The following is a 14,551-nucleotide window of genomic DNA, read 5'->3' on the forward strand; positions in this document are numbered from 1 at the left end:
TTTACTGGGCTCAATCAGGTTCGGATTGGGGCGCACGCATGAGCGAATGCTCGGCGGAATGAAATTCAAATCCGCTCTTTAGATAAAGCCGATGCGCAGTGCTGTCCTGATCGGCAATAATCACAAACTGATCAACTTTATGCTGCTCTGCTATCGAGTGTGCTGCAAACGCGAGTAAGGCACCCGCGATGCCGCGCCCGCGATATTCTTTATGGGTGCCAACCGCCTGATACCGAGCGATCCCTTTTTCCACATACAGCCCAAGTGAGCCAATCAATTTAGAGCCTTCAAAAGCCCCGAACCAACCGCCATTACCAGCTTCGGCCCAGCGCCGCAAAACCACCATCCTGCGGCGTTCAAAATCACTGTAGCCTTCATATTCCATATCCTCTAAACCAACCGAAATCTGAAGATTAGACGCGGCTTGCCAGTCTGCATCAGAGGTCACTTGGCGCAGTGCAATCCCTGCCTCTAAAGGTCGGTGCGCTTTAGGATGCGCACTGTCCATTACTGCTGTTGCGTCAAGTTCAAAGCCAGCTTTGGTAAAAGGCAAAATATCCGTTGGGTCAAAACGGTGGCTTGGCCATAGAAATGTCTGGTGCCGAATGCCTGCCATATCTGCAAAAAGGGTTTCAAACCGCGATGTCCAACGCGGGAAATCATCCACCACTGGGGGCTTTGGAAAAACCAGACAATTGCCGAAAAAGTAATCCGGCATTGCCGGCGATACAAATTGCAAACAATCGAAGTGCGACGTTAGCCCGCCAAAGGGCTTCAGCATCATGAGCTCGGTGCGCAAACCAAGCGATAGCTTATCCAGCATTGATCTGCTGCCAGTGATGACAGGCGACCAAATGATCTCCATTTGCTGTATCTGGGATCGGTTTTTGCTCTGCGCAAATATCTGTCGCATGACGGCATCGGGTGCGGAATACGCAGCCCGAGGGCGGATTAATCGGCGATGGCAAATCCCCTGCAATCAACGCATCCTGTGGCCGTTTGGGCACTGTTGGATCCGGTACGGGCACAGAGGCAATCAATGCTTGTGCATAGGGATGCAGCGGACGGGCATAAAAATCGTCGCTGCCTGCAAATTCAACCATATTGCCCAAGTATAGCACCATCACCCGATCAGAAATATGTTTTACCACGCTTAGATCATGCGCAATAAACACCAGCGAGAGCCCCAGTTCGTTTTGTAGCTCCATCAACAGATTGATCACCTGTGCCTGAATAGATACATCAAGCGCTGAGACCGGTTCATCGCAAATGATCAGTTTTGGGTTGATGATCAACGCTCTTGCGATCCCGATCCGCTGGCATTGACCACCAGAAAATTCATGTGGATAGCGGTTAATCAAATTGGGCAAAATCCCAACCTTTTCCAATACCTGCCGAACCTTTGCTGACCGTTCAGTTTTTTGCATTTTTGGGAAATGGGTTTTAAGCGGCTCTGCAACAATTTCGCCAATTGTCATCCGTGGATCCAGCGAGGCCAGCGGGTCTTGGAAAATCATCTGTAGATCGCGGCGTTTTTCTTTCATCGCGGCATCGCTTGTGGTTAGCAAATCCTGCCCCAGCCAAAGCACTTGACCGGTCTCAGCTGGCAGCATGCGGATTATAGCGCGGGCCAAAGTGGACTTACCGCAACCACTTTCCCCGACCACTCCAAGGGTTTGACCCGGATACAGATCAAAACTGATATTATCAACCGCTCTGAGTTTATCCTTTGGCGTCCAAGGCATCGCGCCACGGCGGGCAACGTGGAACACTACGGATAGATCGCGTACAGATAGAATTGGCTCACGCGTCGTCATACCAACTCCTCCTTGGGCTTATGGCAGGCGCGCAAACCACTACCGCTGGGCACAACCATCGCGCGCTCGGTTCTGCAATGGTCCACTACATGCTCACAACGGGGCGAAAACGGGCAGCCTTTGGGCATATTCATCATATTTGGTGGATTTCCGGGAATGGCATTCAATGCTTCATTTCCTTGGTCCAAACGAGGGATCGCTGACAATAACGCCTGAGTATAGGGGTGGCTCGGACTGGCAAACAATGGCTTGATGTCATCATATTCCATCATTTGCCCCCCATAAAGTACCAAAACCTTTTCACAGCTTTGGGCCACCACGCCCAAATCATGAGTGATCAGCACTAGCGACATTTGAAACTCTTTTTGCAACTCGCCGAGCAAGGACATAATTTGATCTTGAACGGTCACATCCAAAGCTGTTGTCGGCTCATCAGCGATGAGCAACTCCGGCTCGCACAGAAGAGCCATTGCGATCATCACCCGCTGCCGCATCCCGCCAGAAAATTCATGCGGATACATATGCACACGGTTTTTGGCATCAGGTATGCGCACCGCATCCAGCATAGCGATGGCCCGCGACCTAGCCGCGCGCTTGCTCATCCCCCGATGATGCAGCAAAACCTCGACCATCTGTTCTGACACCCGCAAATACGGGTTGAGCGAGGTCATGGGATCCTGAAAAATCATAGCCATTTTTTCGGCGCGATATGTGTTGAGTTCAGAGGTTGGCAGGTTAAGGATGTCTTTTCCTTCGATCAAAACCCGGCCACTGCTGCGCCCATTTTCGGCCAGCAACCCCATGATTGAAAAAGCGGTTTGCGATTTTCCCGACCCGCTTTCCCCGACAATGGCCAAAGACCCGCCCTTTTCCAGCTCGAAACTTAGATCCTTCACTGCCTGCACCGCGCCATCATTGGTTTGAAATTCCACCGACAGATTTTCTACTTTTAATAAAGTCATGCTGATCCCCTACCGATCTTTGGGATCAAACGCATCGCGCAGACCATCGCCAATAAAGTAAAAACAAAACATCGTGACGGTGAAGAAAAACAGCGGAAAGGCAAGCTGCCAAATTGTGCCATAAGTCATGGTGCTTGCCCCCTCAAAAATCAGCGAGCCCCAGCTTGTATTGGGCTCTTGCACACCAAGACCAAGAAAGGAAATAAAACTTTCCGTCATAATGAATCCCGGGATCATCAATGAGCCGTAGACGATCACAATTCCAAGTAAGTTCGGCACAATATGGCGGATAACAATTGTAAATTGCGACACTCCAATGGCCCGCGCGGCCTCAATAAACTCTTTGTTTTTAAGCGTCATAGTCTGTCCGCGCGCCACACGCGCCATGCCAAGCCAACTAAACAGTGCAATGCCCACAAAAATCATCAAGATGGAGCGCCCAAATACCACTAAGAAAAGGATCAGCACAAACATGAAAGGAATTGAGATCAAAATATCGACAATCCGCATCATAAAGCCGTCAACGCGGCCTCCTATATACCCTGATATCGCGCCATAAATTGTTCCAACAAAGGTGCTAATAAAGGCGCCGATAAATCCAACGGCGAGCGAAATTCGGCTGCCTTGCACCACACGCGCATAAAGGTCACGGCCCATTTCATCCGTGCCGAAATAATGCCCTGTTTCTAAACTGGGGTAGCCTTTTTCGTAGGTCATCCCCAACACAGCCCAGTCAATTTCTTCAATGCTGTAAGCAGCAAAGTAATTGCCGAAGATTGAAAAGATACCAACCAGGATTAGGGTAAATAGACAGATCGTTGCCATTTTATTTCTGGCATAGCGGATGCGGGCATCAACCCAAAGCGAACGGCCTTTCATTTCATCGCCAATGGCTCGTTCAAAATCATCAAAATTTATATTTTTCTTGGCTTTCAAATTTATCATCAGCTTAATACCTTATTTGAGGATCGAGCCAGCCATAGGCCAAATCAACAATAAGGTTGAACAGAACCACCAATCCACCCGCAAGCAAGGTGATACCAAGCATCACTGAGTAATCCCGGTTTAAGGCCGAGTTGACAAAGAAATACCCCATGCCACCGGTCGAGAAAATAGAATCGATGATGAAAGAGCCCGTGATCAGACCAACAAACATTGGTCCCAGATAAGTGATGACCGGCAGCATTGCCGGCTTGAGCGCATGACGCAAAATCACCGTCCGCTCTGGCAGTCCTTTGGCCCGCGCCGTCCGGATATAATTTGACCGCAACACTTCAAGTAATGAAGCCCTCGTTAGCCGGGTAAGCTCGGCTGTGTAGGATGTAGATAGCGCGATCACCGGCAGGATCAGGTTTTCCCAACTGCCATCGTTCCAACCACCGCCCGGCAAAAGTCCAAGCCATAAAGTAAATACCAATATCAATAGCGGCGCCATGACAAAATTTGGCAACACGCTAGCAGTGATTGAAAAGCCCACCGCGAAATAATCGGTTCTGGTATTTTGCCGCAGTGCCGCGATCAAGCCAAGCGGAATACCAAAAGACACTGCCACGATAAAAGACCAAATGCCATAGGTCATGGTCACCGGAAATCCCTGCGCGATAATCTCATTTACAGTGCGATCTTTATATTTAAACGAGGGACCGAAATCGAATTCCGTCAGTATCCCGACGGTATAATTAATCATTTGTTTGTAAATCGGCTGGTCAAGACCGTATTTTGCTTCAATGTTGGCCAAAACTTGCGGTGGCAGCGGCTTTTCCGAAGTAAAAGGCCCTCCGGGCGCTGCATGCATTAGTAAAAATGAAATCACCAAAATGATCAGCAAAGTCGGAATAGCAATCGCCACACGGCGAACAATCAGGTTGAGCATAGGTACGTTCCAAATAAGTCAGAAATTGCCTTGCGGATAAAGAACGGGCACCGAAAAATATCGGTGCCCGCGAGCATTAATTAATTATTTTGCAACCTTATAAAGGTTCCTAGAATACCAATTGCCTTCAACGTTCTCAAATGGCCATCCTTTGATAGATGGTTTTAGGAACATTGCATTCGTATAGTGGTAGATTGAGATTAAAGGAACTTCATCAGCAACAATTTCCTCAATCCTCGTATAGTTTGGCTGTGGATTATCTGACGTTTTTGAATCCAACAGTAATTGATCAACCTCAGCATTTGCGAATTTGGAATCGTTATAGCCAGAAGCTGAACCGACCAGATCTAGGAAAGTTGAGGCCTCGTTATAGTCACCGCACCAACCCGCGCGACCAACCTGATAGTTGCCTTCACTTTTCGTGGTCAGGAAGGTTTTCCATTCCTGGTTTTGCATGGTTGCTTCCACACCCAGCTTTTGCTTCCACATCTGGCTGATGGCAATCGCGATCTTTTTGTGACCCTCAGAGGTATTATAGAGGATTTCGACCGACAGTGGATTGTCCGTGCCGTACCCCGCCGCAGAAAGCAATTCTGCCGCTTTGGCATCACGCTCGGCTTGGGTCATTGTGGAAGCTTCGACTTCTGGTACTGTAAACCCGGCTGTTGCAGCCGGCGTAAAGGTATAGGCGGGGAACTGACCTGCCTGTAGTATATTATTAACAATGATATCACGGTCAATGGCATAGGACAGCGCCTGTCTTACCCGCTTGTCTTTCAATGCCTCTGGACCATTTTCGCCCATATTCATGCTATAATAATAGGTGCAAAGTGCGGGGTTTGAATGCACTTCGTCTGGATACTGCTCTTGCATTTTCAAGAACTGGCCCGTTGGCACGCCTGTCTGATCAAATTCGCCGGCGAGGTAGCGTGTCAGTGCCACGTTTTCGTCATTGACGATCTTGATCACGACTTTTTCCATGATGGTTTCCGCGTCGTTCCAATACATCGGGTTGCGCTCACGCTCCAATGTTTCATTTGGCACGTGCTTGGTCAGCACATAGGCGCCGTTTGAGACAATATTTTCAGGCTTCACCCAGTCGGTACCGTGCGCTTCTATGGCCCATTGCGGGGTCGGAAATGTGGAGCTATGCGTTGTGGTAAGTGGGAAATAGGACATACTGCCGGCGAGCGTAACTTCGAGCGTAGTATCGTTTAGCGCTTTAACGCCCAATTCCGAAACCGGCATTTCGCCAGACATCACATCAACCGCATTTTTAAGGTTCATCACCCCCATAAACCATTGATATTCTGAGGCGGTTTCCGGATCCGCAAGACGTTTCCACGCATATTCAAAATCACCCGCAGTGACGGTTTTGCCGTCTGACCACTTTGCATTGTTGCGCAGGGTAAATGTGTAAACGGTTTTATCGGCATTTGTGGTATGATTTAGCGCTACGCCGGGCACCATATTGCCATCCGCATCTTGGTTATAGAGACCTTCAAAAAGGTCGCGAACAATTGCAGCGCCGCCCACATCTTCTACGAGTTGCGGATCAACCGAGGTATGCTCGTCAATGGTTTGATAGGTAAATGTTTGGTCATCCGCCAAGGCCTCGCCAGTTGTCGGATGGGTTCCAGCGGCCAAAAGCGGGCCACTTGCCCAGCTGACAGCCGATGCCAATAATATAGCTTTAATACAATGTTTCATTCATCTCTCCCTTTTGGTGAATAACTTATTGAGTTTCCTTTTTTGATACAAACAAGTGAATCGCTTAATACCAAAGTGTGTGAAAGTTAAACACGCTCGCGATGAGTTGCCTAGACTGCATTTCGCAATCTAAAGTGGGTTTCCTTCACATTGTGGTGAATTTTTTTGAATTTTCTTTTCGAATAGGAAGTAAACCTGTCCAAATGAAACCGCCGCCCGTGATCTTTGCTGTATTATTGAGCAATGCACCCCGGTTGTACTTTCCAAATCTATCCGCTTAGGCGGCTCCTAGCGGTGAAAACTGCAGGCTGCAGTGTTCTCGGGCGAATAGATGTCAGTCTTTAAACAAGACAGCTTGCAATTGTCGCGCCGCTTCAAGCAAAACGGGCTTAGAGGCCACCAACTTTTCACGGTCGAGCCGTATCGATGGCCCATGAAATGCAATTGCTGCAACAAATCGACCGCTGGCTTGGCGCACCGGCACAGCAATCGCTAGCATGTCATCCAGAAACTCTTCGTTATCTAAGGCATATCCTTGTTTAGAAATACTGTCTAACTCCTGCAAAAGCGCCGATGGCGAGGTAAATGTATTGGATGTATGAGCTTCTAGGTTTAGCGTTGGAATTAATTTAGCGCGATCATTTGCAGAAAGCGAGGCGAGATAGGTTTTGCCACTGGCAGTGCAATGAAACGGCACATTTGTCCCGATTGGTAATTGAACTCGAAAGGCCCAGTCGGTTTCAACCCGGTCAAGATAGCTCATTCCCGATACTTCCGGCACCGCAAAATTTACAGTTTCACCAACCTGACGGGCTACACTCTCTAAAATTCGTCTGCGGATCACATGCAAATGCGATGAATACATCAATCCCGCCCCAATGGTGCGACTGCGCCGTGCCGCACGCAGTCTTTTGCCACTGTCCTCATAAATTAAAAATCCTTGATCCACCAAGGTCGCACAGACCCGGTGCACGGTTTGTTTCGGCAATCCAATCGCGCGGCCGATCTCTGTCGGGGTCATCGGCGATGAAGATTCGCCCAAGGCCTCTAAGATCAGCAAAGGCCTAATGTTGGTGGGCATTCGCTGTGAAGACGACATCTTTCCAACTCCTAAAAAACCACATTTTTCAAAATATCTCTTGAAAAGAATCAAAAAACAATGCTTTATTAATAAATTGGGACGAAAAGTCTCATTTTTTGTATCTAAGGGCGGTTTTTTTGGAATTTGACTACGTGATTGTAGGTGCAGGCTCTTCTGGGTGTGTTCTTGCCAACCGGCTCAGCGCAGATCCATCTGTACGAGTGGCTGTCATCGAAGCTGGCGGCCGTGATGTTTCGCCGTGGATACACATACCTGTTGGATATTTTCGCACCATCAAAAACCCAGCTTTGAACTGGATGTACCGTACCGAGCAAGACCCCGGCCTCAACGGACGCGCCATTAACTGGCCGCGGGGTAAAACTTTGGGCGGATCAAGCTCCATCAACGGTTTGCTTTATGTGCGCGGCCAAACGCAAGATTATGATGGATGGGCACAAAGAGGAAACTCCGGCTGGTCTTGGGATGATGTTCTTCCATACTTTAAAAAATCAGAAAATTGGAATGGGGCCGATGACGGTGAACGTGGACAAAACGGACCTTTAGAAGTCAACCAATCACATAGTTCTTGGCCGATTGTTGACGCATGGATAGAAGCCGCTCAGGCTGCTGGATTCTCTTACAATAGTGATTACAACTCTGGTGACCAAGAAGGTGTAAGCTTTTTTCAACAAACGGCTCAAAACGGCCTGCGCTGTAGTGCTGCAAAAGCTTACCTTAAACCCGTCCGCCGCCGAGATAATCTGCATATTCTGACCCGAGCACTGGTCGAAAATATAACTTTCGAAGGCCGCACTGCAACTGGCATCGTAATCACGCAAGGCCATAAAAGGCAGCATATAAAAGCGCGCAAGGAAGTCATTTTAAGCGCAGGCGCAATCGGCTCTCCACAATTGCTTATGCTGTCGGGCATTGGTGTGCCGGATGAGCTGAAAGACCACGGGATTGAGGTTTTGCACGCTTTGGGCGGGGTCGGGAAAAATCTACAAGATCATTTGCAGGCGCGGCCCGTTTACAAGGTAAATCTGCCCACTATTAATACCAAAACCCGCGGGCTGCTGAACCACCTTTCTATCGGGATGCAATATACATTCAAACGCTCCGGCCCAATGACCCTCGCGGCCAGCCTCGGCACTGCTTTTTTAAAAACACGCCCCGAGCTAGAGAGCCCAGACATTCAATTTCATATCCAGCCACTAAGCGCAGATGATCCAACCATCGAAATGCATAATTTTGATGCCTTTACTGCTTCGGTTTTACAATTGCGTCCGCAAAGCACCGGTGAAATCCTGCTTAAATCAGCAAATATCAAAGACCATCCGGCCATTCATCCTAACTATCTCTCTGAACAGGTCGATCAAAATACAATAGTTGATGGCATCAGAGTGGCCAGACGCATTTGTCGCCACCAACCCGTGTCTGATATGATCGAAACAGAATATAAGCCCGGCCCAGATGTGCCCGATGAGGACTATGACGGCTTACTTGACTGGGCAAGGCAGACCTCGACAACGATTTATCATCCAACTGGCACCTGCAAAATGGGCCAAGACCCGATGGCAGTCGTGGATGAAACTTTACGGGTGCATGGGCTAGACCGTCTGCGCGTTGTTGATTGCTCAATCATGCCGCAGATCGTGTCAGGAAACACCAATGGACCAGCCATAATGATTGGGGAAAAAGCAGCTGATATGATTATACAAGACCAAAAAACAACCACCACCGGAGGCCACTACTCATGATTGCTGAAGCCGGTGATATTTTCTCAATCATTGTCGCAGACATAGTTTTGTCCGGCGACAACGCCCTGATTATTGGCATGGCAGCCGCCTCTTTACCGCCAGAAATGCGTAAAAAGGCGATATTTTATGGCATGGTGGTCGCGGCCTTGCTGCGCATTGTCTTTGCCGTTATCGCGACCAAGCTTCTTGGCATACCGGGCTTGCTCTTCGTCGGAGCCTTACTCCTGTTCTGGGTCTGTTGGCGGCTTTTTGGCGAAATTCGCGAAGCCAACCGACAATCCGATGGCGAAAGCAGTGCAGTCGAAGCAGGAGAAACCGCCGAACTGGATTCTACGGGATCGCCGCGCAAAACCATGCGGCGCGCGATGATCTATATCATGGTGGCTGATGTTTCAATGTCGATTGACAACGTGCTTGCAGTGGCCGCTATTGCTGATGGTAATACCAATATGCTGATCTTTGGCCTTGCCTTGGCCATTGCTCTTATGGCCTTTGCTGCCACTTTAATCATGAAGCTACTGGCAAGGTTCCCGATCATTTCTTGGCTCGGGCTTGCTGTTTTAGTATATGTTGCGGCGGAAATGTTCCACCGCGGCCTCACCGATCCTGAAATTGGAGTTCTCGCGTTTATACAAGCCGTAGCGCCAGGATAACCAATATCGAGATTCAAGCTTCCGCAATGCCTTCGGCAGAAGCATGAAAAGAACAAAGAAGGCATAACTTATGGGAGGAAACTATAATGTTTGACCTAAAAAAACTGAAAACCAGCGCAACTGCGCTAGGTGTCGCCGCCGCGATGATGGCGTCTACCGCAACGGCTGAAACCGTAATTCGTATTCAGTCAGTTCTGAGCAATTCATCAGATGAAGTTAAAATGCTGGGGAGCTTTGCGGACGATGTTGCGGCCTTGACAGGCGGCTCTTTGAAAATTGAAATTCTGCCCGCAGGTGCTGTTGTTGGCCCACGCGATATCATGGACGCGGTTGACGCCGGCCTTGTAGAAGGCGGTTTCGCTTGGACACACTATTGGGGTGGTAAGCACCCAGCTGCCAACCTCTTTGGCGCACCGATTGCGGGCGCTGGCGTTGGTATGGATGCTCTCGCATTCCTATCATGGTTCCAATACGGCGGTGGTAAAGAGCTTTACGACCAGCTTTGGGACGAAATGGGCGTTAATGTAAAAGGCTTTATGCTGCAGCCCGTTGGACCAGAAGCATTGGGTTGGTTCCCAGAGCCAATTAACTCTATGGATGACTTCCGGAAACTGCGCTTCCGCGCCCCTCCAGGCATGGTTGGTGCAGCGTATAACGAAATCGGTGTTGCGGCTGTTGCCATGGGCGGCGGGGATATCCTTCCTGCGCTTGAAAAAGGCACAATCGACGCGGCTGAGTGGTGCTGCCCGAAGCCAGACTCAGTTTTTGGCTTCCAAAAAGTTCTTAAGCACTACTACCTGCAAGGTTTGCACCAGGTTGTTGTAAACGCTGACCTTTACATCAACGGTGATGTATACGACGGCCTGTCAGCGATGGAACAGAAAGCCATAGAAGTTGCTGCAAACGCGTCTTTGTCTAAATCAATGTCTTACCGTATCCTGGAAAACGGTAAATCACTGAAGGATTTGACAGAAAACCACGGCGTTATTCTAGAAGATACTCCTGCAGACTACTTCACAGAATACATGGCTGCTGCGAAAAAGCTTCTTGAAGCTGCCGCCGCAGACAATGAATTCTTCGCAGAAGTATGGCAGTCACAAAAAGATTTTGCTGACATCGCCGTTCCATTCTGGGCAGGTGCACAAGCGTCTAACGCTGGTTTGGGTAAAGCCCACGCGGACACTTTGAAGTAAACTACTTTGATGATAATAGGTGGGGCCCTTCGGGGCCCTACACACCGTCTTTTTTTGGCAAGAGCATCTGGCTTTTTCCAAAAAAAGAACGCTCCCTTTAGCTAGAGAGAGCACAGAAAGGGAGAGGGTTCATGGCTGACGAGGTTATACCCGACGATTTAGAAATCGCGGATGAGTTGATCGCAGAGCGGCGGAAAGAAAAGCCAGGGGAAACTCCCGAAGATATGACGCCATGGCAACGCCCCATCACGGGATGGATTGATCTGATCAACGACTGGGCCGGAAAAATCTTGTGTCTGTTGATGGTTCCCTTAATCGGTGTTGTTGTCATCGAAGTGTTTTCTCGCAACGCCTTTGGCATTATGGCAAGCAATGGCTGGGACGACACCGCCCGCGCTCTAGGTCTTGGGCCAACCCAGTTTGCCTATGACATCAGCCGAATGATTTCGGGTGTTCTGTTCATGGGCGCTGCAGGGTATGGCCTAATGCGCGGCGTGCACATACGCGCAGATTTCTTGTATCGCAATTGGTCTAACAAAACGCAGGCAACTGTTGATGCCATGCTTTACATGGCGTTTTTCATACCCTCCATGCTCTTTTTCACCATCATCGCCGCCCAGTATTGGGAGGTTGCCTACAGAACTGGCGAGACCGCATTTGACAGCCCTTGGGAGCCACTCCTATGGCCCGCACGCCTTGCTATGCCAGTCGGTGGTTTGTTACTTTTTTTGCAAGGTTTCCCAGAACTTTTCCGGGCCCTGCATAAAATGGGCAAAGAGCGTGAACGCTATTTCGTCAGGGCAATGCCGGCGTATTTTATCGCCTTAATTTGGCTGGTCATGGCAGTGTTCTATCCAGATGCGACGCCAGGGGGTGAATGGTTTACGGATATAATGTCGGCACGCCCGGGTCTTTCCAAACCCACCATAGGGTTCATCATGTTGGCAGCGATGATCTTTGTGATCTTTGTTGGCTTTCCAATTTCGTTCACATTGATCTTCTTGGCCTTTTTCTTCGGCATCTGGGCATCGAACTTCAAACTGACAACACTTTTGATGACCTTGAATACAAACTCAACAATGCTGAACGACCAACTTATGGCGGTTCCTCTTTTCATCTTGATGGGTATTGTCATGGAGGCTGCTGGTCTAATGGAGCGATTATTTGCATCGATCCAGATGATAATGGCCCGCGTGCGCGGCTCACTTTATATCGCCGTATTGATCGTCTCGACAATCTTTGCGGCTGCGACCGGGATTGTGGGGGCATCGGTAACGCTATTGGGTATTATGGCCGGGGCGACCATGAGCCGCTCAGGGTATAATGTTAAACTCGCGGCAGGTACTATTACAGCAGGCGGCACCTTAGGTATTTTGATCCCACCCTCCATTATGTTGATTGTTATGGGTCCCGTTCTAGAGGTGTCCACACTGGATCTGTTCCGTGGGGCGTTCATCCCTGGCGCGCTGCTTGCGACATTGTACCTTGTCTACACTTTGGGACGGTGTTGGTTGAACCCAGACCTTGGACCAATCCTTTCCGAAGAAGATCAGCCGAAAACCTCTGATTTCTATGGTGCGGAAGTTGCCCTTATAGCTTTAGGGGTTCTGACCATTTGCCGTGTCTTTGGCCTTGGTCTTGGTGGGACCTTTGCCGGGGTTATTCCGTTTAGCGGCTTACTTGTTTTGGGCGCTGTTTTGTTAGTTGCATATCGCGCCTATCGCCATCTGATGGTGCTGCGCATTGCGCTTCCTTTGGCAATATTGTTCCATGGTTATATGGTCTTAGCGAATTGGACCGGGGGCTTCCCAACCGTATCAGTCCTACTGTTTGCCTTTATGCTCCTACTCGGGGCCTTATCCTTGCCTATTTATCGAAGCGATGCAGATGGCCGCTTTGAATTCTCGGATATTTGGGATGAGTTTTTTGCCGGTCTCATGCCGCCAACGATTTTGATCTCGTTTGCTCTGGGCTCGATCTTATTGGGCTTTGCAACGCCAGCAGAAGCCGCCGCAATGGGCGCCTTTGGATCTATTCTTTTATCCATCGGGTACCGTAAATTTACCTTTGCCGGTTTCTTTGACAACTTGATTAAAGCTTTGGAAATTACAGTTTTGATCATGTTCCTTGTGGCTGCTTCAAACTTCTTTGGGGCTGAGTTTTCAAACCTTGGAACGCCCAAGATGATGACACAGATGCTTTTGGGGCTGGATATGTCACCCTACCTTATTCTGTTGCTGGTAATGGCGCTGATCTTTGTGCTTGGCTGGCCGCTGGAATGGGTGCCGATCGTGTTGATCGTTTTGCCGATCCTTCTGCCCACAGTCGAGGCTTTGGATATTCACGGCTTGGATCGCTACGACCTTATGGTTTGGTTCGGCATTCTTGTTGCGGTGAACCTGCAAACGGCGTGGCTATCCCCCCCGGTGGCTTTGTCGGCCTACTTCCTCAAAGGCGTTGTGCCAGACTGGGATCTTAAAGATATCTACTTGGGTATGATGCAGTTTATGCTGATCCAACTTATTGGATTGTCATTAATCTTTATCTTCCCACAGATTGTACTTTGGCTGCCAAACCATGTCTTTGGTCCATAGGAAGGTAATATCAGCAAGTCAGCTTTCAGGCGTTGGCTTGCGGTTCCAAAATTATGTGCGCGGAGGAATAGGTTGATTTGCGGTCCAATCAAAGCTGCCCTCGTCGCGCTCTTGGACCGCTTGCTTCCACCCGACTTGATCGACCCGGGCCAAAAAATTCATTCCTTCCGGGGAATGTCGGGTGATGCCATCAAAAACCGTGGCCAAACGTTGGGTTTGGTTTAGCGTTGCTTCCATGGTTTGGTTGATCACCATTTTTTGCATCGCCAGTTGATTGACCGGCACCGTTGCCATCCTTTTGGCCAAAGCTTCGACGGTTTGATCCAGCTCTGCCTCTGGGACAGATTGCAGCACCAACCCCATATCGGCCGCCTCGCGCCCCGTGATCTTATCGCCCGTAAACATCATCCGCTTGGCTTTTTCTGGACCCAGCCGATAAACCCACATCGCAGTGGTCGGACAGCCCCAAACCCGGGTCGGCATATAGCCAATCTTCGCAGTATCGGACATGATGATTAAATCTGCACAGAGCGCGATGTCCGATCCCCCCGCCACGGCAAATCCATGGACTTTACAAATCACCGGCTTCAGCGCGCGAAACATTGACATCCAGTGCTGGGTGTTGGCCCACATGAACTGATAGTCCTGCATTGGATCCCAAGGCATGTCCTGAACCACTTTATTCTGGCTTGCCCCTTCGGCATAATAAGTCAAATCATAGCCGGCACAAAAAGCTTTACCTGCCCCCGATAAGATCATTACATGCACTTCTGGGTCTTGGTCAGCGCGGCTTACCGCCTGCGACAATAGCTGCGGCAGATCATCATCAATGGCGTTCATGACCTCTGGCCGATTCAAAGTAATCCGGGCAATCCGGCCATCTTTTTCATAAAGAACCTTGCTCATAG

The 14,551-nt window shown here is 49.4% G+C and carries 12 protein-coding genes; 4 read left to right on the forward strand and 8 right to left on the reverse strand.

All coding sequences use genetic code 11. The features are described from left to right. Positions 1-10: 10 nt before the first annotated feature. The 7 genes from GN278_12930 to GN278_12960 all read right to left on the reverse strand — a co-directional run bounded on the left by GN278_12930 (position 11) and on the right by GN278_12960 (position 7,461). Entirely contained in the window at positions 11-913 is a 903-nt protein-coding gene (locus GN278_12930) for a GNAT family N-acetyltransferase (GenBank protein XAT61577.1), read from the reverse strand. Beyond that, positions 813-1,817: an ATP-binding cassette domain-containing protein gene (locus tag GN278_12935; protein ID XAT61578.1), complete on the reverse strand. Its 1,005-nt coding sequence runs from the start codon at positions 1,815-1,817 to the stop codon at positions 813-815. The genes GN278_12930 and GN278_12935 overlap by 101 nt, the downstream gene beginning before the upstream one ends. After that, entirely contained in the window at positions 1,814-2,779 is a 966-nt protein-coding gene (locus tag GN278_12940) for an ATP-binding cassette domain-containing protein (protein ID XAT61579.1), read from the reverse strand. The genes GN278_12935 and GN278_12940 overlap by 4 nt, the downstream gene beginning before the upstream one ends. Before the next feature lie 9 nt (positions 2,780-2,788). After that, positions 2,789-3,724 carry an ABC transporter permease subunit gene (locus tag GN278_12945; GenBank protein XAT61580.1) on the reverse strand — a complete coding sequence of 312 codons (936 nt, stop codon included), beginning with the start codon at positions 3,722-3,724 and terminating at the stop codon, positions 2,789-2,791. Positions 3,725-3,728: 4 nt separating this feature from the next. Beyond that, on the reverse strand, positions 3,729-4,652 hold the full coding sequence (gene oppB / locus GN278_12950; protein XAT61581.1) for an oligopeptide ABC transporter permease OppB: 924 nt from the start codon (positions 4,650-4,652) through the stop codon (positions 3,729-3,731). Between the two features lie 84 nt (positions 4,653-4,736). Then, on the reverse strand, positions 4,737-6,362 hold the full coding sequence (locus GN278_12955; protein XAT61582.1) for an oligopeptide ABC transporter substrate-binding protein OppA: 1,626 nt from the start codon (positions 6,360-6,362) through the stop codon (positions 4,737-4,739). Positions 6,363-6,696: 334 nt separating this feature from the next. Then, entirely contained in the window at positions 6,697-7,461 is a 765-nt protein-coding gene (locus tag GN278_12960) for a helix-turn-helix domain-containing protein (protein ID XAT61583.1), read from the reverse strand. A 119-nt stretch (positions 7,462-7,580) separates the two neighbouring features. Here GN278_12960 and GN278_12965 point away from each other — a divergent pair, with 119 nt between their 5' ends. The 4 genes from GN278_12965 to GN278_12980 all read left to right on the forward strand — a co-directional run bounded on the left by GN278_12965 (position 7,581) and on the right by GN278_12980 (position 13,643). Next, a complete protein-coding gene (locus tag GN278_12965) occupies positions 7,581-9,203 on the forward strand; it encodes a choline dehydrogenase (protein ID XAT61584.1) in 1,623 nt (540 codons plus the stop codon). Continuing rightward, on the forward strand, positions 9,200-9,856 hold the full coding sequence (locus tag GN278_12970; protein XAT61585.1) for a YjbE family putative metal transport protein: 657 nt from the start codon (positions 9,200-9,202) through the stop codon (positions 9,854-9,856). Before GN278_12965 ends, GN278_12970 begins: the two co-directional genes overlap by 4 nt. A gap of 86 nt (positions 9,857-9,942) precedes the next feature. Continuing rightward, on the forward strand, positions 9,943-11,049 hold the full coding sequence (locus GN278_12975; protein XAT61586.1) for a C4-dicarboxylate ABC transporter substrate-binding protein: 1,107 nt from the start codon (positions 9,943-9,945) through the stop codon (positions 11,047-11,049). A 131-nt stretch (positions 11,050-11,180) separates the two neighbouring features. Continuing rightward, a complete protein-coding gene (locus tag GN278_12980) occupies positions 11,181-13,643 on the forward strand; it encodes a TRAP transporter large permease subunit (GenBank protein ID XAT61587.1) in 2,463 nt (820 codons plus the stop codon). A gap of 51 nt (positions 13,644-13,694) precedes the next feature. On the opposite strand, the gene GN278_12985 is transcribed toward GN278_12980, so the two are convergent. Continuing rightward, complete coding sequence (locus tag GN278_12985; protein XAT61588.1) at positions 13,695-14,549, reverse strand: crotonase/enoyl-CoA hydratase family protein; 855 nt, start codon at positions 14,547-14,549, stop codon at positions 13,695-13,697. Between the last annotated feature and the right edge of the window lie 2 nt (positions 14,550-14,551).

It is taken from the genome of Rhodobacteraceae bacterium Araon29, assembly GCA_039640505.1.
GTDB lineage: Bacteria > Pseudomonadota > Alphaproteobacteria > Rhodobacterales > Rhodobacteraceae > CABZJG01.